Source organism: Lysobacter sp. GCM10012299, assembly GCF_042649405.1.
Classification (GTDB): Bacteria; Pseudomonadota; Gammaproteobacteria; order Xanthomonadales; family Xanthomonadaceae; genus Lysobacter_J.
On the sequence record NZ_JBHRZC010000001.1, the window covers coordinates 596,661 to 616,026 of the forward strand.

Consider the following 19,366-nt stretch of genomic DNA (forward strand, 5'->3'; position numbering starts at 1 on the left):
TGTCACCAGGGAGCCCGCGCATGTTCGACACCACCCTCATCCTCGACTGCAACGGCCGCCCGCTGGTGCTCGATCGCCCGCGCGTCATGGGCATCGTCAACGTCACCCCGGACTCGTTCTCCGATGGCGGCGCGCACGACACGCTGGAAGCCGCGGTCGCGCACGGGTTGCAGCTGGCAGGAGAGGGTGCCGACATCCTCGACATCGGCGGCGAATCGACTCGCCCCGGGGCCGATGAAGTCTCGCTGGAGGAGGAGCTGCGCCGCACCATTCCGGTCATCGAGCGCCTTACCCGCGAAACGACGTTGCCGATCAGCATCGACACGTCCAAGCCCGAGGTCATGCGCGCGGCCGTGCAGGCCGGTGCCGGCATGATCAACGACGTCCATGCGCTGCGCCGCGAAGGCGCGCTCGATGCCGCGGCGAGCCTGCGCGTGCCGGTGGTGCTGATGCACATGCAAGGTGAGCCGCGGTCGATGCAGCAGTCGCCGCAATACGACGACGTCGTGGCCGCAGTGCATCGCTTCCTCGCCGAGCGCATCTTCGCCGCCGAGATGGCCGGCATCTCGAAGAAGAACATCGTCGTCGATCCGGGGTTCGGATTCGGCAAGGACACGCAGCACAACCTGGCGCTGCTCGCGCAACTCGAGCGCTTCGCCGAACTCGGGGTGCCGGTGCTGGCCGGGCTCTCGCGCAAGAAGACCATCGGCGAGATCACCGGGCGCACGCAGCCGCGCGAACGCGTGCATGGTTCGGTGGCCGCCCACCTCATCGCCGCGCAACGCGGCGCGAAACTGCTGCGCGTGCACGACGTCGCCGCGACCGTGGACGCGCTGAAAGTGTGGGCCGCGCTGTCGGCGCAGAAGTTGCCGAGGGCGAAAGCTGCGCCGTCGATGCCGACGTGGCCTGACGACGAGTAATCGCGCGCCGCGCGCGTCAATATTTTCCGCTGGTCAATTCTTCACCACAATCGTTGCGGCCCTTGTGTCGCAAGGCCCGCAGCATTCGCTCCACACTGCTGTCCGCAGGCTTGTCCACAGGCGTTGTGGATAGAAGCGTCGGCGATGCCGAACTGGCCCGGCAAGTCAACCTTTTTCGCTGGTCAATTGTTCGCCACACCCCTTGCATTGCTTGTGCAGCAAGGCGCGCAGCGTTGTCTCCACACAACTGTCCGCAGGCTTGTCCACAGGCTTTGTGGATAGAGTGCATGACGGTGTCGAAATGGCTTGCGTCCTGGCGAATTTTCCGGAATGCGCCGAGGTCGGAATCGCACGCCGAGGCATGCCGAATCAACGCGCCAAGTCAACAGATTTCGCCGGTCATTTTTTCGCCAACATGGCGCAGGCCCCGTCGCAGCAGCCTGTCCGCGATCTGCACACATCACTGTCCGCAGGCTTGTCCACAGGCATTGTGGACAGCGCGCCCGGGCTGGCGAAAAAATCGACAAACACCCGGGAAGCATTGCGGGCAAAGGCGTGGAGCACGTTATCAACAGCCTTGCCCCAGTGCTTGCCCACAGGAACTGTGGAGTAGCGCGTCGATGCTGCGTCGCGGCACGGTTGCGCCGGCAACGGTTCCGCCGGGCCAGTGCCTGTGCGAGGCTACGCCTCCGCTACATCCGTGCCTCGCCATGCCTGCGTGCCATGCCCGCTGACTCGCGCCCAGTCGCCATAGCCCTGATGGGCCCGACCGCGTCGGGCAAGACCGCGCTTGCGCTGGAATGGGCGCAACGCCATGGCGGCGAGATCGTCAGTGTCGATTCCGCCCTGGTCTATCGCCGCCTCGACATCGGCGCGGCCAAGCCCAGCGCCGACGAACTGGCCCGGGTGCCGCACCATCTGGTCGACCTCCGCGAACCCTGGCAGCCGTACTCGGCCGCCGAGTTCGCCACGGATGCTCGGCGGGCCCTGGACGACATCGTGTCGCGGGGACGGCTGCCGATCCTCGCCGGCGGCACCGGCCTCTACTTCCACGCGCTGCTGCAGGGACTGTCGCCGATGCCGGAGGCCGACCCGGCCACCCGGGCACAGCTGGAGGCCGAGGCCGGCGAGCGGGGGTGGGCCGCGTTGCATGCGGACCTGGCCGCGATCGACCCGGAGGCCGCGGCCCGCATCCACGCCACCGACGCCCAGCGCATCCAGCGTGCGCTGGAGGTGCACCGGTTGTCCGGGCGCAGCATCAGCGATTGGCGGCGCGACCGCGCACAGGTGCCGCGGTTGCCCTTGCGGGTGCTCAAGCTCGTGCTTGCACCGGACGACCGCGCGCTGTTGCATGCGCGCATCGAGCGGCGCTTCGACCAGATGCTGGCCGATGGCTTCCTTGACGAAGTCCGCGGCCTGCGCGCGTTGCCGGAGCTGGCCTCGCAGCCGCGCCCCCTGGAGTTGCCGGCCCTGCGCGCGGTCGGCTATCGCCAGGCCTGGGAGCATCTGGACGGCGCCAGTTCGGCCGCGCGGATGCGCGAGCTGGGCATTTTCGCCACCCGCCAGCTGGCCAAGCGCCAGCTGACCTGGCTGCGCGGCGAGCTCGACGCGCAGTGGTTCGACCCACAACGGCAGCGTGCGGCGCTGGAGCGGGCCCGGGCGATGTTCATGGACAGCCCGGCGGGGGTTTGACCTACGAAAGGAGGGTGGAGCTGGTGCGGTGCGCGCGGGGGGATTGCGCTACCATCAGACCCGGTCGCCGCTGTGGGGACAGGTTCCGGCGACTGCGGCCGCATATGCTCCTGTGCCAGGCTGCCCTTATAACTAGAACGAGTTGGGGAACTACACCATGTCCAAGGGACAATCTTTGCAGGATCCTTTCCTGAATGCGTTGCGTCGTGAACGCGTGCCGGTTTCGGTTTACCTGGTCAACGGCATCAAGCTGCAGGGCACCATCGAGTCGTTCGACCAGTTCGTGGTGCTGTTGCGCAACACCGTGAGCCAGATGGTCTACAAGCACGCCATCTCCACCGTCGTGCCGGCGCGCAATGTCCGCGTCGGGCCGGGCGGCGGCTACGTGCAGTCCTCCGAGGGCGACGGCGAAGGCCACGCCGACGAGGCCGAATAAGCCGGCCAGGTTTCATGTGCCAGTGGGGCCTCGGCCCCGGTCGGCCGTGCACTGCCAGGCCTTGGTCCCTGCCGCATCGGCGGGGGCTGGGTCCATCCCATGCGGCCATTAGCGGTGATGCCCTTGTTTGGCGGGCTCGCCATGCCCATCTTGTGATCCTGTCCCCCGATCAGGCATGACCCCGCTTGTTTGAAAGATCCCGCAAAGGCGAACACGCACTGTTGATCCAGCCCCATGCCGGCGGTCCGCCGGACGAGGGCCTGCTGGAAGAGTTCGCCGACCTGGCCCGCTCGGCCGGTGCCACGGTGGCGGCGGTGCTGACCGCGCGCATCGACCGGCCCAACGCGGCGATGCTGATCGGCAGCGGCAAGCTGGAAGAGGTCAAGGCCGCGGCCGAAGCCACCGGCGCCGACCTGATCCTGGTCAACCATCCGCTATCGCCCGGCCAGGAGCGCAATCTCGAGCGCGAGCTCAAGCGCCGCGTGGTCGACCGCACCGGCCTGATCCTCGACATCTTTGCCCAGCGTGCGCACAGCCACGACGGCAAACTGCAGGTCGAGCTGGCGCAGCTCAAGCACATGGCCACGCGGCTGGTTCGCGGCTGGACCCACCTGGAGCGCCAGCGCGGTGGTTCGATCGGCCTGCGCGGTCCCGGTGAAACGCAGCTGGAAACCGACCGTCGCCTGCTGCAGAAGCGCCTGGAACAATTGCAGAAGCGCCTGGAAAAGGTCGAAGTGCAGCGCACCCAGATGCGCCGTGCGCGCATGCGCAGCGAGATGCCGCGCGTGGCCCTGGTGGGCTACACCAATGCCGGCAAGTCGACGTTGTTCAATGCCATGACCGGCGCCGAGGCCTATGCCGCCGACCAGTTGTTCGCCACGCTCGATCCGACCGTGCGTCGCATCGAGTTGTCGGGCGGCAACGTCGTGCTGGCCGATACCGTCGGCTTCGTCCGCGACCTGCCGCACGAACTGGTGGCCGCGTTCCGCTCGACGTTGTCGGAAGCGCGCGAGGCCGACCTGCTGATCCACGTGGTCGATGCCGCCGACCCGCTGCGCGACGAGCGCATTGCCCAGGTCGATGCGGTGCTCAAGGACATCGGCGCAGGCGACCTGCCGCAGCTGCTGGTGTTCAACAAGATCGACAAGCTCGGGCATGGCGGCGATGGCAGCGAGGGCGACGAGCCGGTGCAGCCGCGCCTGGATCGTCCGGCCGAGGGGCGCCTGCGGGTGTGGCTGTCGGCGCGCGATGGCCGCGGCCTGGAGCTGCTGCGCGAAGGGCTGGCCGAAGCACTGGAACTGCGCCACGTCAGCGGCGAGTTGCGCCTGCCGCCACAGGCGGCGCGCCTGCGTGCACGCCTGCACGAACTGGGTGCGGTCCGCGGCGAGGACCACGACGAACACGGCTGGGTGATCAACGTCGACCTGGCCCTGGCCGACGCCCAGCGCCTGTTCGTACAGGCGCACGGCGAGGTCCTCAGGCCCCTTTTGCCGCCCGAAGAGAGCGATGATGCCGCCTGAGCCGGCCATCGCCTTGCTTGAGACCCGTCGCACCCCCACCTAGAATCGACCCACGCCCGCATGGCTGAACGCGGTTGCGGACGTATCCCCCTTTTGGAGCAGGCATGGCCTGGAACACACCTGGCAGCGACAATTCCGGCGGTTCGGACGGTCGAACCCCGCGGCGCAGACCCAATGGCCGCGGCCTGGATGCCTTGCTCGACCCCCTGCGCGGCCTCTTCGGCGGTGGCGCCGGCGGTGGCAGCAACCTCCTGCGCTGGGCCGGCATCGTCGTTGGCCTGTGGCTGGTGTTCAACTGCTTCGTGCTGGTGACCGAGCAGGAGCGCGGCGTGGTCCTGCGCTTCGGCCAGTTCTCGCGCGTGCTGCAGCCGGGCCCGCACTTCAAGGCGCCGTGGCCGATCGAGCGCGTGACCAAGGTCAACGCCACCCAGAGCAACGCCTACAGCGATACCGTGCCGGTGTTCACGCGTGACGCCAACATGGTGAACGTCGAGATCAACGTGCAGTACCGCATCGGCGATCCGCAGCTGTACCTGTTCGGTTCGCGCGATGCCGACCGCGTGCTGAAGGAAGCCGCGCAGAGCGCCGTGCGCGAACAGGTCGGCCGTTCCGACCTGGACACCGTGCTCAACGCACGCTCGGAGCTGACCGTGACCGTGCGCCAGCGCCTGCAGGCATCGTTGCAGGACTACCGCACCGGCCTGGTCGTGACCGAACTCAACCTGCCCAACGCGCGTCCGCCGGACGAGGTCAAGGACGCGTTCGACGAAGTCCAGCGCGCCGCCGCCGACAAGACCACCGCGATCAACCAGGCCCAGGCCTACGCCAAGCAGGTCGTGCCGGAAGCACGCGGTGAAGCATCGCGCGTGCGCACCGCGGCCGAAGGCTACAAGACCTCCTCGGTCGCCCGTGCCGAAGGTGACGCCAACCGCTTCTCGTTGCTGGTCGAGCAGTACAAGGCCGCACCGGACGTCACCCGCAAGCGCCTGTGGCTGGACACGCTGCAGGACGTGCTGAGCGACAACCGCAAGATCATCGGCGGCGATTCGCGCCAGTTGATCTACGTGCCGATGCCCGACAAGCGCAGCGGCCCGGCCGCGACGGGTGCTCCGTTGCTGACGCCGGACCTGTTGCCCCCGACCATTACCACCGAGCCCGGCGACAGCGGTCGCGGCGCACGACCGACCCGGCCGACCGGTCGCGATGAGGTGACGCGATGAGATTCTCCCTTTGGATTGCCGCCGTGGTTGCCGCGCTGTTCGCGCTGCTCGGCTCGATGTTCGTGGTCACCGAGGGCCGTACCGCGATCGTGCTCAACCTCGGTCGCGTCGTGCGTACCGACATCGGTCCGGGCCTGCACTTCAAGTGGCCGCTGGTCGAGACGGCACGCGTGTTCGACCGTCGCCTGCAGGTGCTCGATGCCGAACCCGAGCGTTACCTGACGGCCGACAAGCAGAACGTCAGCGTCGACTTCTTCGCACTGGGCCGGATCGAGAATTCGCGCGCGTTCTACCGCGCCACCGGTGGTGACGAGGTCACCGCGGTCGACCGCCTGGCGCCGATCATCAAGGATTCGCTGCGCAACGAGATCAACGCGCGCACGCTGCAGCAGGTGGTTTCCGGCGATCGCACCTCGGTGATCGGCAAGCAGCTCGATGCGATCAACGTCGGCGCTGCCACGCTGGGCGTGAAGATCGTCGACATCCGCATCAAGCGCATCGAACTGCCGCAGGACAGCAACGTGCTCGGCTCCGTTTACAACCAGATGCGAAGCCAGCGCCTGCAGGTGGCCAGCCAGCTGCGCGCCGAAGGCGTCGAGCAGGCCCAGGCGATCCGCGCCCAGGCCGACCGCGAGAAGCTGGTGATCGTCGCCGAAGCCGAGCGCGATGCGCAGAAGCTGCGCGGCGAGGGCGATGCCGAGGCCACGCGCCTGTATGCGCAGGCGGCCAACCGTGATCCGTCCTTCTATGCGTTCCAGCGCAGCCTGGAGGCGTACCGCAAGGCGTTTGCCGACGGCGAGGGCGTGATCGTCCTCGACCGCGACGATCCGTTCCTGCAGTACCTCAAGTCGGACCGCTGACCGGGCACCTGAACGATGTTGCTGGAGCTGTTGTCGGCGATATGCCTGGTGGCGGTGCTGGAGGGGTTGTTCCTCTTCGTCGCGCCACGCGGCTGGAAGCGCGCCGCCGAGCAGCTGCACGCATTGCCGGACCGCCACCTGCGGGTGGTCGGTGCGGTCGTGGTGGGGCTGGGCCTGCTGTCGTTGTGGCTGGTGCGGCTGTAGCCATGTGACGGCGGCGCGAAGACCGCACCCAATCTGTCCAATCCCGCTTTCGGGGTGGCCCCGGCCCCCTAAAACCCGGATAATGCACAAAAGCCGGACGGGGCCCAGCGCCCCGCCGGCTTTCTTGCTGTTTGCGCGTCCCTCCGATGAGGCGAGCGCGGCAGCCCGGCCCTCGCGCCGGTTCTCAATGCAACGCAGTCAGGAGCTTGGCAATGGGTCAGTCAGTCGTCGTTCTCGGTGCCCAGTGGGGCGATGAAGGCAAGGGCAAGATCGTCGATCTGCTCACCAAGGAAATCGGTGCCGTCGTGCGCTTCCAGGGTGGCCACAATGCCGGCCATACCCTCGTCATCGGCGGCAAGAAGACCGTCCTGCACCTGATTCCGTCCGGCATCCTGCGCCCCGACGCGCTGTGCCTGATCGGCAACGGCGTCGTGCTGTCCCCGGCCGCGCTGCAGAAGGAAATCGGCGAGCTCGAAAGCAACGGCGTCGAAGTGCGCTCGCGCCTGAAAATCAGCCCGGCCACGCCGCTGATCATGCCGTACCACATCGCCCTGGATCAGGCCCGCGAGAAGGCCGCCGGCGGCAAGGCCATCGGCACCACCGGCCGCGGCATCGGTCCGGCGTATGAAGACAAGGTGGCGCGTCGCGGCATCCGCATCGCCGACCTGCATTACCCGCAGCAGCTCGCCGAGAAGCTGCGCAGCACGATGGACTACCACAACTTCGTCCTGACCAAGTACCTGGGCGTGGAGGCGGTCGACTTCCAGAAGACGCTCGATGAGGCGCTGGCGTTCGGCGAGTACGTCGAGCCGATGAAGTCCGACGTCGCCGGCATCCTTCACGAGCTGCGCAAGCAGGGCAAGCGCGTACTGTTCGAAGGCGCGCAGGGTTCTCTGCTCGACATCGACCACGGCACCTATCCGTACGTGACCTCGTCCAACACCACCGTCGGCGGCGCGTATGCCGGTACCGGCGTGGGCGCGGACGCGATCGACTACGTGCTCGGCATCGCCAAGGCCTACGCCACGCGCGTGGGCGGTGGTCCGTTCCCGACCGAGCTCGACGACGACGTCGGCCAGGGCCTGCGTGACCGCGGCCAGGAGTACGGCGCCACCACCGGCCGCCCGCGTCGCTGCGGCTGGATGGACATCGTCGCGCTGCGTCGTGCCGTCGCGGTCAATGGCATCACCGGCCTGTGCATCACCAAGCTCGACGTGCTCGACGGCATGGAGAAGCTGAAGATTTGCATCGCATACGAGTACCGCGGCAAGCGCACCGAGTACGCGCCGCTCGACGCGGCCGGCTGGGAAGAGTGCACGCCGGTGTACCTGGAGTTCCCGGGCTGGGAAGAGAACACCCACAACGTCACCGAGTGGGACAAGCTGCCGGCTGCTGCGCGTGCGTACCTGCGTGCGCTGGAAGAGCTGGCCGGTTGCCCGCTGGCGATCGTCTCGACCGGTCCGGACCGCGACGCCAACATCGTGCTGCAGGATCCGTTCGCCTGATCAGGTCGCAAGCCGCGCAACGAAAAAGCCCCGCGCATGCGGGGCTTTTTTTTCGGGGAGCCGATGCCGCTTCGCTTCAGCGCGGCGCCTGTCCGGTCAGACCCTGCTCCACGATGCCCAGCACCTCGGCCAGGCTGACGCCAAACGAGCCGGCCTTGCCGGCATCGAACGCCTGCTTCCACTCCGCGTAGCCCTTCAGATATGCGGGGTAGGGCGGCTGCTCACCTTCGTAAGCGATCACGCTGGCTTCCAGCGTCGCCCGCGTCACCGGCAGGTGCGGCAGTTCGGTCAGCATTCCGGACGGCAGGCCGGGGTGGCGGATCTTCACGTTGCGAACCGTGATGTGGAAGATCTCGCCGCCGAGCGGGTGCTGGTCGACGCGGTTGATCAGCAGCGTCGGCGTCTCGGTGGGCGTGCGGCCGGTGCAGCGCCAGAGCTGGCCTGCGGCGAAGTCGGGGGTGGTGCTCATGCGGAAGTCCAGGCGGATCGTGATCTGGAATGATGCCCCGGCCCGCTAGGGCAGCGCGATGCCAAACCGGTCCGAATGCCGGCCTCGCGCGCGCTGCCATGGGCTGAATGGGTCCGGGAGTGGCCTCAGTCGCCCGAAGGCGTCCGCGTCGCCGCCTGCGCCTGCAGCGGCGACGGTATGCCTTCCCAGTGGGCCGGCTCGACCATCTTGGGTTGCTCCGGGTCGGCTTCGTAGTTGGGCGACATGATCTGCACGCCGGCCTCGTTGAACGCGTCCTGGATGTTGGAATGCAGTTCGGTCAACACGAACGGACGCAGGAACGGCTCGAGGATGCGTGCACGCAATTTGTATTCGACATAGAAGTCCGACAGCGCCGTCTGCAGGACATACGGCGCCGGCGTTTGCTGGATCTTCGCGGTCTTCGCCGCCGCGCCCAGCAGCAGCCGGTGCACCTGTCGCCACGGCGAGTCGTAGCCGATGGTCACGCCGGTTTCCAGCCACAGGCCGGGGCCATCGGGATTGCGCGAATAGTTGTGCAGCTGGCCACCCAGCACGACGTTGTTGGGGATGCTGATCTCCACGCCCATCAGGTTGCGCAGCCGCGTCGTGAACAGACCGATCTGCAGGACCTGGCCTTCGACCTCGCCGATCCGCACCAGGTCGCCGACGGTCATTGTGCGGGCATAGAGCAGCGTGAATCCGCCGGCGGCCTGGCCGACGATGCTCGATGCGCCCAGCGAGATCATCAGGCCGACCAGCACGCTCAAACCCTTGAACGCATCGGTCTGCGCACCGGGCAGGTACGGGTAGGCCATGGCGATGCCGAACAGCCAGATCACCGCCACCAGCAACTTGCGCGTGGGTTCGGCGAGCTGGTCATCGATGCCGAACAACTGGAAGCGGCCGCTCTCCACGGCGCGGAAGGTCATGCTCAGGGTGTTGGCAAGGACGCGGGCGAGGAACAGGATCACGAACGCCGCCACCAGGCCCGGCACGGCGCCGGCGATCGCCTGGCCCCAGCCCGAGAGCAGGTCGACGATCCAGCCGGTCATGCGTTGCGACCACGGCTGGGTGAAGCCGAACTGGCCCAGCACGAAGCGCAGCCATTCTTCCAGCACGAGCAGCGCAATCAGCCAGATCACCAGGCGTTTGAACCAGTTGATGAAGGTGCGCATGCTGGTGACGACATGGCGCGTGGACTCCTGGCGCAGCGTCTGCACGCGTACTTCGATCCAGCGCTGGAATCGCGATTCGATCTGCCGTCGCACCCACGCCAGCACCAGGATCGCCAGCACGGCGACGACGGTCGCCAGCAATGACATCAGCACGCCGTTGATCAATTGCCGCGGCGCGTGGTCACGCTCCGCTGCAGCCACGGCTTCGCCGAGGTTGCGTGCGACCTGGGCGCGCGCCTGGGCCATGGTCTGGTGGTTGAGCGAGTCGAGGTCGCCGGGTGTCAGCATCGCCACCAGCTGGCCGCCGAGCATGACCATCGATCCCTGCGGGATCTCCTGGAACGCCACGCGCGGGGTGCCCGGCTGCTCGACCACGCGGGCGATGTTGGCTTCGGCCGTGCGCGCCCGCAGTTCGACCGAGCGGCCGAGCAGGGGGGCGCGCAGGGTCATGATGTCGCGGTTGAAGAACTTGATCGTCGCTTCGGTGGCGGGCGGTGGAGCTGCGGGCGCGGTGTCCGACGTGGAGGTGGCGTCGGTCTGCCCGGGAGGAGGGGCTGCGGTCGCGGTCAGGGCCAAGCCCGCCAGCACGATCGCCAGGATCAGCCCGCGCGCGCGCCTGCCAGGCCGCGCCACAAGATCATTGCCCGTGCTTACCCAAAGTCCTGGCATTGGAATCCCCGGCTGCGTGGTCGCGGTCACGTACCGCGGCTGGACGTCCTGCGACAGCAGTCCCTGTTTACCGCACAACGACGTCAAGGGCGCGTGGCGACGGCCAAGGGGGCGCCCGCCCAGTCGGCTTACCGTGACCTGGAACCACCCGGGCATGACTTCCGGTGCTGGCGTTCCGGGTCATTTTGCGCTCAGCTGCCAACGGGCAGGATCGGCACAGCCGGTCTGGGGCAAGTTGCTGCGTGGGGACGCAGCCGTTGCCGCACCGACCCATTACAGGCCCCAAGGGCCGATCACACCGTAGATTTTTCAGGGGGAAGTTGATGCGTCGTTTTCTGGTTACCGCTATCGCGCTGGCACTGGCCGGCAACTGCGTCACCGCCATGGCCACTGCACCTGCAACCGTGTCGAACACCACCACCGCCGCCGCACAGGCCACGACCACCCAGCTGCCGCGCAACGTGCGCCCGACGCATTACGACGTCGCGATCACGCCGCACGCGCAGACGCTGACGTTCGATGGCCAGGTGACGATCACGCTGGACGTGCTGGAACCGACCGCCACCATCACCCTGCAGGCCGTCGACATGACCTTCGCGTCGGCGAAGCTGTCGCCCGCCACCGGCAAGGGCAAGGCCGTAGCGGCCAAGGTTGGCGTGGACGCCGACGCGCAGACCGCGACCTTCACCTTCGACAAGCCGCTCGCCGTGGGCAGCTACCGCCTGGCGATGGACTACACCGGCAAGATCGGCACCCAGGCCAATGGCCTGTTCGCGATCGACTACGACACCAAGGCCGGCAAGAAGCGCGCACTGTTCACGCAGTTCGAGAACTCCGATGCGCGCCGCATGATCCCGTCGTGGGACGAGCCGTCGCACAAGGCCACCTTCACCCTCGAAGCCACCGTGCCGAGCGGCGAGATGGCGGTCAGCAACATGCCGGCCACGTCGACCACCGACGCGGGCAACGGCCTGACCCGCGTGCGCTTCGCGCAGTCGCCGAAGATGTCGACCTACCTGCTGTTCTTCAGCGCCGGCGAGTTCGACCGCGCCACGGCGAAGATGGGCGAGACCGAAGTCGGCGTGATCACCCAGAAGGGCGTCGTCGACCAGGCGAAGTTCGCGCTTGATTCCTCGGTCGACGTGCTGCGCGAGTACAACGACTACTTCGGCACGCCGTACCCGCTGCCCAAGCTCGACAACGTCGCCTCGCCCGGTGCCAGCCAGTTCTTCAGCGCCATGGAAAACTGGGGCGCGATCTTCACCTTCGAGCACACCCTGCTGCTCGACCCGGCGTTCTCGACGCAGTCCGACAAGCAGCGCGTGTTCTCGGTCGCCGCGCACGAAATCGCCCACCAGTGGTTCGGTGACCTGGTGACGATGAGCTGGTGGGACGACCTCTGGCTCAACGAAGGCTTCGCCACCTGGATGGCGTCGCGCACCACGCAGAAGCTGCATCCGGAATGGAACACCCAGCTGTATGCCGTGTCCGGCCGCGAAGGCGCGATGAGCCGCGATGCCGTGGCGACGACGCACCCGGTGGTGCAGCACGTGGAAACCGTCGAACAGGCCAGCCAGGCCTTCGACGCCATCACCTACCAGAAGGGCGGCGCGGTGATCCGCATGCTCGAGGGTTACGTTGGTGAGGAAGCCTGGCGCGAGGGCGTGCGCAACTACATGAAGGCGCACGCCTACGGCAACACCGTGTCGGACGACCTGTGGAAGCAGGTGCAGTCCGCGGCAGGCAAGCCGATCCTCGACATCGCACACGACTTCACCCTGCAGCCGGGCATCCCGATGATTACGGTGCAGTCGGCGACCTGCAGCAACGGCAAGACCACGCTCAAGCTGGCACAGGGCGAGTTCACCAAGGACCGTCCTGACAAGCAGCCGCTGTCGTGGCGCGTGCCGGTGATCGCGCAGGCGGTCGGCGGCGAGCCGGTGCGCACGATCGTCGAAGGCGGCTCGGGTTCGCTTGAAGTGCCCGGTTGCGGCCCGGTCGTCGTCAACGCTGGCCAGAGCGGTTACTACCGCACGCTGTATTCGCCGGAGCAGTTCGCATCGATCCGCGCCGGCTTCGCCAAGGTGGCACCGATCGACCAGCTCGGCCTGATGGGCGACACCTGGGCGCTTGGCCTGGCCGGCCTGCAGTCGCCGGCGAACTACCTCGACCTGGTCAAGGCCACGCCGGCCGCGTCCGACCCGCAGATCTGGGGTGACATCGCCGGCAAGCTCGACAGCCTCAACGACTACTACCAGGGCGATGTTGCTCGTCAGGCCCGCTTCCGCAAGTTCGCCATCGCGCAGCTGGCGCCGGCGTTCGCGCGCATCGGCTGGGACGAGAAGGCGGGCGAGGCCGATCCGGTCAAGATCCTGCGCACGCGCCTGATCGACACGCTCAGCTCGCTGGGTGACGACAAGGTGGTCGCCGAGGCGCGTCGTCGTTACGCCGCGCAGGACACCGATCCGGCCGCGGTGCCGGCCGCACTGCGCAAGACCATCCTCGCGGTGGTCGCGCGTCACGCCGATGCCGCCACCTGGGACCAGCTGCACGCTGCCGCGCAGGCGGAGAAGACCCCGCTGATGAAGGACGAGCTGTACCAGATGCTGTCCTCGACCGAGGACAAGGCGCTGGCCCAGCGTGCACTTGAGCTGGCCCTGACCGACGAACCGGGTGCGACCAACAGCGCTGGCATGATCCGCGCCGTCGCTTCGCAGCATCCGGAGCTGGCGTTCGACTTCGCGATCAGCCACATGAGCGATGTCGACAAGCGCGTGGATTCGTCCTCGCGCAGCCGCTACTACCCGGGCCTGGCCAACAGCTCGCTGGATCCGGCGATGGTTGGCAAGATCCAGTCGTATGCAGAGCAGCATCTGGCTGCCGGTTCGCGTCGTGACGCAAATACGGCGGTCGCCAACGTGATCTATCGGGTGAAGGTGCGCAATGAGCGCTTGCCGGCGGTGGATGCCTGGTTGAAGAAGAACGGCAGCTGATCGCAGCTTGCAGTTGAAAGAGAAAGGGCCCCGCTTGCGGGGCCCTTTTTTGTCCGGAGTTCATTGAATCGAAGTGGACAGGATCGCCGACAGTTCCCGCGCCAGCTGCGCATGGTCAATCGGCTTGCGCAGCACCGTCCGCAGCATGTTCGACGGAAGCGCCTGTTCGCTGACACGATCGGCCAGGCCGGTATAGAGCAGCACCGGAAGCTGCGGCGCGACCGGCTGCAGTGATTGCGCCAGCTGGATGCCGGTGATCGACGGCATCGAGTGGTCGGTGATCAACAACTGGTAGTGCGCGGGTGCCTGCTTGACGCGTTCCAGTGCCTGCGCAGGCGCGGCGACGAAGTCGGCCTCCAGCCCCCAGCTCGACAGCAGTTCGCACATGAACTCGCCAACGCTGCGCTCGTCGTCGACCACGAGCACGCGACCCTGCAGCCGCGGGTGGGTCGCCGGGGCGGTCGCGCGCTGCTGGCGCACGACTTCGTCGGCGTCGGCCTTGCAGATCGGCACCAGCACGCGGAAGCGGGTGCCGCGTCCCGGTTCGGATTCGACGATCAGATGCCCGCCATGCTCGTGGACGATGCCGTGCACGGTTGCCAGGCCCATTCCGGCGCCCTTGCCCGGTGGCTTGGTCGAGAAGAACGGGTCGAAGATGCGTTCCAGCACCGCCGGTTCGATGCCGGGGCCGGAGTCGGCGATGGCGATCTCGACGAAGGTCCCGGACACCGGCTGCTGGCAGGCGCTGCACAGCCGGCCGTCCTCGTTCCCCTCATGCAGGCCGATCTCGAGTCGACCGCGTCCCTGCATCGCATCGCAGGCATTCAGGCACAGGTTGAGCATGACCTGGCCGAATTGCACGGGGTCGAAGCAGATGGTGCCGGCCCCGGCGACGGTATCGACCAGCACGTCCACTTCGCAGGGAATGCTCGGGCGAAGCACGGCAAGGTTCTGTTCGATGCACTGCGCCGGGTCGAGCAGGCGCGGTTCGCCCTTCTGTCCGCGGCTGAACATGAGCATCTGCTGGATCAGGTCGCGTGCGCGTTCGCAGGATTGCAGCGCGTGGCCCAGGTAGTTCTCCAGACGCGCATCGCCGCCACCTGCCGTGCGCTCGCTGGCCATCGCGACGTAACCCATGATGCTGGCCAGCAGGTTGTTGAAGTCGTGGGCGATGCCGCCGGTGAGGTGGCCGAGCGCTTCCATCTTCTTCGCCTGCAGCAGCTGCGCCTCCAGCCGGGCGCGACGTTGCTCGGCCTCGATGCGCTCGGTGATGTCGCGCAAGTAGCCGATGAAGATGCGGCCCGACGGGCTCTCATCGACGCCGATGGCCAGTTCCGCCGGAAACTCGCTGCCGTCCGCGCGCAGTGCGGTCACTTCCAGGCGGCGCTGAAGGTACGGGCCGGGGCCGCCGGCAAGGAAACGCTGCATTCCCTGGCGATGACGTTCGCGGTAACGCTCGGGAATGATCAGCTCTGCCAGCGACTGGCCAAGTGCTTCGCGCTCGCGATAGCCGAAGCAGGTTTCAGCGGCAGGATTGAACTTGATGATCGTGCCGTGCTCGTCCATGGCAATGATGCAGTCGAGCGCGGCACTGACGGTGGCGCGCAGGTGCTCGGCGTTGCGCTGCGCGGCCTCTTCGGCAAGCTTGCGTTCGGTGATGTCGCGGGTGAAGGCGAGGATCCGCGGCTCGCCGCCGATCCTGGCGGCCTTGAGGAACACCTCGTCCCAGTACAGGCTGCCGTCCTTGTTGCGCCGGCGCCATTCGAAGCGGGCCGAACCGTGCTTCTGTGCGTCCTGCAGGTGGGCGGCCGCGTCGGCGCCGGTGTAAGGCGCCTCGCCAGAGCCGAGATTGTCGACGGCAATGTGCAGCAGTTCGTCGTGGCTGTAGCCGGAGGTCGAGCAGGCTTTCGGGTTGACGTCGACGATGCGGTCGGTGGCCGGGTCGTAGACGACAATCGCGTCTTCGCTGGCCTCGAAGATCTGCCGGTAGCTGACCTGCGAGGCCAGCAACGCTGCGTCGCCGCGTTGCCTCTCGATCTCGGCCGATGCGCGCACGGCGAAGATCTTCATCACCGACTCGATGAACTCGGCCTGTTCCAGCGGGCGCCGCGACACGATCGATATCAATCCCAGCGGGCGACCTTGGGTATCGGTGAGCGGGTAGCCGGCGTAACTCTCGGCGCCGAGTTCGATGAAGTCGTCGTCCAGCGGGAACAGGCTGCCCAGGCCGGCGGGGTAGATGCGGAAGCCGTGGCCGACGACGGTGTCACAGGCGGTGTTGGCCAGCGCGTACTCGAAGGTTCCCCGCGGTGCACCGTCGGCGATGAAGGCGAGCACGCGCATCATGCCCGGGTCTTCCTCGCGCATCTCGGCGATGAACGCGACCTCGACATCGAGGATCGCGCCAAGGTAGCGCGACAGCTCGACGAACAGATCGCGACCGCGTGCATTCGACACCGCCAGCGCGGAACTGGTGAGTGCGCTTTCGATCTGTTTGCGGCGGGTGATGTCGGTGGCGATGCCGCAGACGGCATACGGTGCGCCATCGCAATCCAGCAGCGGGAACTTGGCCGAGAGGTAGGTGCGTTGCTCGCCGGCGAACACGCCGCTCTCCTCGAACTCCATCGCCCGCGCCTCCAGCAGCACGCGCATGTCATTGCGGCGCAGGCCGGCAGCCTGTTCGGCGGGGAAGATGTCGCGGTCGGAGCGTCCGATCAGCGCGGCGGCGTTGTGGCCGGTGAGGCGCTCGAACTCGCGATTGACGAACAGGTAACGGCCGCTTCGATCCTTGGCGAAGACCGCCGCGGAGGTGTTGTCCAGCACCTGCTGCAGGCGCAGTTCGCTGTCGCGCAGTGCGCGCTCGCGGTCGTCGGCGAGGGCATTGCTGGACAGGTCGCCGGGATTCATGGCGTGGCTCCGCTGCAGGCGTGGATCGAGTATAGGAGCGCCCAACACGGGCGCGGGCCGCTGTTACGCGGCAGAAACAATTCCGCCGGCGACGGTTACGTGGAGGGCACGAACATGTAGCCGACGCCGCGAACGGTGCGGATCGCGCGCGGGTTGTCCGGGTCGATCTCCACCTTGCGCCGCAAGCGGGCGATGCGGATGTCGATCGAGCGGTCGAACGGTTCCCATTCACGATTGTGTGTGAGGGTCAGGATCTGGTCGCGCGACAGCGCCTTGCCGGGGTGCTCGTACAGCACGCGCAGCAGGTCGAATTCCATGTGCGTGACCATCACTTCGGTGCCGTCGGCATCGAGCACCTGGTGAGAATCCAGGTCCAGGGTGCAGCGGCCGAAGCTGACGCGGCGGCCAGGACTGCTGGCGGCAGGGGCCTCTGAAGGGCGCGCCTGTATGCGGCGCAGCACGCTCTTGATGCGCGCCAGCAGCTCGCGCGGATCAAATGGCTTGGCGACGTAATCATCCGCGCCGATCTCCAGCCCGACGATGCGGTCGATCACGTCGCCGGAGCCGGTGACCATGATGATGCCGACGTCGTAACGCTCGCGCAGGAAGCGTGCCAGGCTCAGGCCGTCCTCGCCAGGGAGGCGGATGTCGAGCAGGACGATGTCGGGCGCCTCGCGTTCGAGTTCGGCGCGCATGGCGGCGCCGTCGGCGGCCTGCAGTGCGCGGAAATCGTGCGTGCTCAGTGCCTCCACGAGCATCTCGCGGGTCGCCTGGTCGTCATCGACCACCAGAACACAGGGCGTATGCGCCATCACCTGCTCCTGCCTCCAAAACCGCGCCGACAGTATCGGCCGTGGTTACCAGCTGTTACAAACCCGCCGCGCAGGGACATTCGATCGATACGCGCGCTATCTAGATTGGCCCCCATGCCGACGCATACGACGACGGCGATACCTGGGAGGCCGTCATGGGCCGTTGTCCGCTCACCATCGACAGCAATCGGCTGAACCAGCAGGTCCGCGTCGTGTATGAGCGGGTCGCCCGCGAACCGGCCAGCCGCTTTCACTTCCACACCGGCGCGGCCTACGCGGCGCACCGGCTCGGCTATGACGCCGCCGCGCTGGCGGCGCTGCCGGCGGTCTGCACCGAGCGTTTCTCCGGCGTCGGCAATCCGCTTCGGATTGGCACGATCCCTGCCGGCGGCGTCGTGCTGGACCACGCCTGCGGTTCGGGCATGGACCTGCTGCTGGCGGCGCGCGCGGTCGGTCCGCGCGGGCGGGTGATCGGTGTCGACCTGACTCCGGCCATGCGCGCCTGCGCGATGGCGGCTGCTGCGCAGGCGGGCCTGCTGGATCGTCTGGAATTGCATGAAGGCACCTTCGAGGACCTGCCGGTTGCCGACGCCAGTGTCGACATCCTGATCTCAAACGGAGTCATCAACCTCGCACCGGACAAGCCCCGGTTGATGTCGGAGGTCGTGCGCGTGCTGCGACCCGGCGGGGCGCTGTACCTGGGTGCCGTCGCGGTCGATCGCGAGCTGGCGGCGGTGGCCCGTGGCAACGCCGACCTGTGGGCGGCCTGCATCGGCGGCGCATCGACCGAGGCCGCGCTGCTGCAGCTGATCGCCGACAGCGGCCTGCAGCACGGCCGCGTCTGCGAACGCTTCGAGTCCTTCGTCGGCACGGATGTCGACCGCAAGTTCCACAACCGGCTGCACGCCTATGGCGTGAACGTGCATGCCGTCAAACCGCACGCCGTCGCTTCGCAGGCCTGAGGCCGCAACCGGAGAACCACCATGCTCAGGAAGTACGTCATCGAAAGAAACATCAATGGCATCGGCAAGGAGCCCTACGAGGCGCTGTGCGATGTCGCGCAACGCTCCAACCAGGTGCTCGACGAACTCGGCACCGGCGTGCAGTGGCTGCATTCGTACGTCGCCAACGACAAGACCTACTGCGTCTACCTGGCGAGCGACGAAGCGCTGATCCGCGAACACGCGCAACGTGCGGGATTCCCCGCAGACGCCGTCGTCGAAGTGCAGTCGGTGCTCGATCCGACCATGTCGCCAGCCTGATTCCGAGCCACCTTTAACCGCTTCACCGCTCCAATGCATGGCCATTTCGGCCCCCGGCCCAGGGAAAGCGGGCAGGGCATCGCCGTTCGGCCACGAATAGAAAGGAATGACACCATGAACGTGATGACCCTGGTTTCCGCACTGGCAATGATCGCTGCCACTCATTCGATCGCGACCCGCGTGGTTGCACAGCCCGTGGGAGATGGGCCGATCCAGACGATGCCGATACATGACCTGCCCGGCGTGCGCGTGATCGCCACGCTCGAGCCCGAGCTGACGCCACTGCCTGACGAGGCGCCAGCCGTGGCCATGGACGCAGAACCGGAACGCGTGTTCGATCTCCCGACCGTGCGCGTGTATCCCAGCCATGAGCAGGTCATGCAGTTCCGCATGGCGCGCTCGCGCACGGCGCTGGCCGTGCCGGGTGCGAGGACGCGTCGTGGTGCTTCGCCGCATCGCACGCCTGCAGGCGAGTCGAGCAGCGTCTACGCCGGCATCGACCGCCGTGATCGCTGGCAGGCCGTTGCATGCATTGCCCGCATGCGCCTGTCGCGGGTGTGGCCGGTGTCGCGTTGCGACATCGCCGACAACGCGCGGTCCGCCGCACGCCTGGGCATGGCGCTGGCCAGCCAACCGGCGGTGCGGCGACGATGAGCCATCGGTAAAACGCCGCACAAACAACGAGGCCCCGCAGTGCGGGGCCTTGTTGCGTAACGATCGGG

Annotated in this window: 16 protein-coding genes; 12 read left to right on the forward strand and 4 right to left on the reverse strand. The window is 67.3% G+C overall.

Annotated elements, in window-relative coordinates:
• Window positions 1-20: 20 nt before the first annotated feature.
• The 8 genes from folP to ACFOPO_RS03050 all read left to right on the forward strand — a co-directional run bounded on the left by folP (window position 21) and on the right by ACFOPO_RS03050 (window position 8,357).
• Window positions 21-920 carry a dihydropteroate synthase gene (gene folP / locus ACFOPO_RS03015; protein WP_386700704.1) on the forward strand — a complete coding sequence of 300 codons (900 nt, stop codon included), beginning with the start codon at window positions 21-23 and terminating at the stop codon, window positions 918-920.
• 723 nt (window positions 921-1,643) lie between these two features.
• Window positions 1,644-2,612 (forward strand): tRNA (adenosine(37)-N6)-dimethylallyltransferase MiaA, encoded by a 969-nt coding sequence (miaA, locus tag ACFOPO_RS03020; protein WP_386700706.1) that lies wholly within the window; start codon window positions 1,644-1,646, stop codon window positions 2,610-2,612.
• Window positions 2,613-2,769: 157 nt separating this feature from the next.
• Entirely contained in the window at window positions 2,770-3,048 is a 279-nt protein-coding gene (gene hfq / locus ACFOPO_RS03025) for an RNA chaperone Hfq (protein WP_386700708.1), read from the forward strand.
• 185 nt (window positions 3,049-3,233) lie between these two features.
• Window positions 3,234-4,568 (forward strand): ribosome rescue GTPase HflX, encoded by a 1,335-nt coding sequence (hflX, locus tag ACFOPO_RS03030; RefSeq protein ID WP_386700710.1) that lies wholly within the window; start codon window positions 3,234-3,236, stop codon window positions 4,566-4,568.
• Between the two features lie 104 nt (window positions 4,569-4,672).
• Window positions 4,673-5,788, forward strand: coding sequence for an FtsH protease activity modulator HflK (hflK, locus tag ACFOPO_RS03035; RefSeq protein WP_386700712.1), 1,116 nt, complete (start codon window positions 4,673-4,675; stop codon window positions 5,786-5,788).
• Window positions 5,785-6,648 (forward strand): protease modulator HflC, encoded by an 864-nt coding sequence (hflC, locus tag ACFOPO_RS03040; RefSeq protein WP_386700714.1) that lies wholly within the window; start codon window positions 5,785-5,787, stop codon window positions 6,646-6,648. Before hflK ends, hflC begins: the two co-directional genes overlap by 4 nt.
• 15 nt (window positions 6,649-6,663) lie before the next feature.
• Window positions 6,664-6,852, forward strand: coding sequence for a DUF2065 domain-containing protein (locus ACFOPO_RS03045; protein WP_386700716.1), 189 nt, complete (start codon window positions 6,664-6,666; stop codon window positions 6,850-6,852).
• A gap of 212 nt (window positions 6,853-7,064) precedes the next feature.
• A complete protein-coding gene (locus ACFOPO_RS03050; protein WP_200609360.1) occupies window positions 7,065-8,357 on the forward strand; it encodes an adenylosuccinate synthase in 1,293 nt (430 codons plus the stop codon).
• A 76-nt stretch (window positions 8,358-8,433) separates the two neighbouring features.
• Here the strand turns inward: ACFOPO_RS03050 and ACFOPO_RS03055 are convergent, their stop codons facing one another.
• Window positions 8,434-8,826: a hypothetical protein gene (locus ACFOPO_RS03055; protein WP_386700718.1), complete on the reverse strand. Its 393-nt coding sequence runs from the start codon at window positions 8,824-8,826 to the stop codon at window positions 8,434-8,436.
• Window positions 8,827-8,951: 125 nt separating this feature from the next.
• Window positions 8,952-10,670: a mechanosensitive ion channel family protein gene (locus tag ACFOPO_RS03060; RefSeq protein ID WP_386700720.1), complete on the reverse strand. Its 1,719-nt coding sequence runs from the start codon at window positions 10,668-10,670 to the stop codon at window positions 8,952-8,954.
• 323 nt (window positions 10,671-10,993) lie between these two features.
• On the opposite strand from ACFOPO_RS03060, the gene ACFOPO_RS03065 reads away from it, so the two are divergent.
• On the forward strand, window positions 10,994-13,663 hold the full coding sequence (locus ACFOPO_RS03065; protein ID WP_386700722.1) for a M1 family metallopeptidase: 2,670 nt from the start codon (window positions 10,994-10,996) through the stop codon (window positions 13,661-13,663).
• A gap of 60 nt (window positions 13,664-13,723) precedes the next feature.
• On the opposite strand, the gene ACFOPO_RS03070 is transcribed toward ACFOPO_RS03065, so the two are convergent.
• Together ACFOPO_RS03070 and ACFOPO_RS03075 are read right to left on the reverse strand one after the other, a co-directional pair.
• On the reverse strand, window positions 13,724-16,570 hold the full coding sequence (locus tag ACFOPO_RS03070; RefSeq protein WP_386700724.1) for a PAS domain S-box protein: 2,847 nt from the start codon (window positions 16,568-16,570) through the stop codon (window positions 13,724-13,726).
• Window positions 16,571-16,665: 95 nt separating this feature from the next.
• Entirely contained in the window at window positions 16,666-17,382 is a 717-nt protein-coding gene (locus tag ACFOPO_RS03075; protein WP_386700726.1) for a response regulator, read from the reverse strand.
• A gap of 155 nt (window positions 17,383-17,537) precedes the next feature.
• On the opposite strand from ACFOPO_RS03075, the gene ACFOPO_RS03080 reads away from it, so the two are divergent.
• The 3 genes from ACFOPO_RS03080 (at window position 17,538) to ACFOPO_RS03090 (ending at window position 19,298) form a co-directional block, all read left to right on the forward strand.
• The gene (locus tag ACFOPO_RS03080) at window positions 17,538-18,344 is read left to right on the forward strand and encodes a methyltransferase domain-containing protein (protein ID WP_386700728.1); all 807 of its coding nucleotides are present in this window, start codon (window positions 17,538-17,540) and stop codon (window positions 18,342-18,344) included.
• A 21-nt stretch (window positions 18,345-18,365) separates the two neighbouring features.
• On the forward strand, window positions 18,366-18,644 hold the full coding sequence (locus ACFOPO_RS03085; RefSeq protein WP_386700730.1) for a DUF4242 domain-containing protein: 279 nt from the start codon (window positions 18,366-18,368) through the stop codon (window positions 18,642-18,644).
• 114 nt (window positions 18,645-18,758) lie between these two features.
• On the forward strand, window positions 18,759-19,298 hold the full coding sequence (locus tag ACFOPO_RS03090) for a hypothetical protein (RefSeq protein WP_386700732.1): 540 nt from the start codon (window positions 18,759-18,761) through the stop codon (window positions 19,296-19,298).
• Window positions 19,299-19,366 lie beyond the last annotated feature (68 nt).

Coding starts and splice junctions, on each gene's coding strand:
- folP (WP_386700704.1), top strand. CDS start 21: ATGTTCGACACCACCCTCATCCTCGACTGCAACGGCCGCCCGCTGGTG.
- miaA (WP_386700706.1), top strand. CDS start 1,644: ATGCCCGCTGACTCGCGCCCAGTCGCCATAGCCCTGATGGGCCCGACC.
- hfq (WP_386700708.1), top strand. CDS start 2,770: ATGTCCAAGGGACAATCTTTGCAGGATCCTTTCCTGAATGCGTTGCGT.
- hflK (WP_386700712.1), top strand. CDS start 4,673: ATGGCCTGGAACACACCTGGCAGCGACAATTCCGGCGGTTCGGACGGT.
- hflC (WP_386700714.1), top strand. CDS start 5,785: ATGAGATTCTCCCTTTGGATTGCCGCCGTGGTTGCCGCGCTGTTCGCG.
- ACFOPO_RS03045 (WP_386700716.1), top strand. CDS start 6,664: ATGTTGCTGGAGCTGTTGTCGGCGATATGCCTGGTGGCGGTGCTGGAG.
- ACFOPO_RS03050 (WP_200609360.1), top strand. CDS start 7,065: ATGGGTCAGTCAGTCGTCGTTCTCGGTGCCCAGTGGGGCGATGAAGGC.
- ACFOPO_RS03055 (WP_386700718.1), bottom strand. CDS start 8,826: ATGAGCACCACCCCCGACTTCGCCGCAGGCCAGCTCTGGCGCTGCACC.
- ACFOPO_RS03060 (WP_386700720.1), bottom strand. CDS start 10,670: ATGCCAGGACTTTGGGTAAGCACGGGCAATGATCTTGTGGCGCGGCCT.
- ACFOPO_RS03065 (WP_386700722.1), top strand. CDS start 10,994: ATGCGTCGTTTTCTGGTTACCGCTATCGCGCTGGCACTGGCCGGCAAC.
- ACFOPO_RS03070 (WP_386700724.1), bottom strand. CDS start 16,570: ATGAATCCCGGCGACCTGTCCAGCAATGCCCTCGCCGACGACCGCGAG.
- ACFOPO_RS03075 (WP_386700726.1), bottom strand. CDS start 17,382: ATGGCGCATACGCCCTGTGTTCTGGTGGTCGATGACGACCAGGCGACC.
- ACFOPO_RS03080 (WP_386700728.1), top strand. CDS start 17,538: ATGGGCCGTTGTCCGCTCACCATCGACAGCAATCGGCTGAACCAGCAG.
- ACFOPO_RS03085 (WP_386700730.1), top strand. CDS start 18,366: ATGCTCAGGAAGTACGTCATCGAAAGAAACATCAATGGCATCGGCAAG.
- ACFOPO_RS03090 (WP_386700732.1), top strand. CDS start 18,759: ATGAACGTGATGACCCTGGTTTCCGCACTGGCAATGATCGCTGCCACT.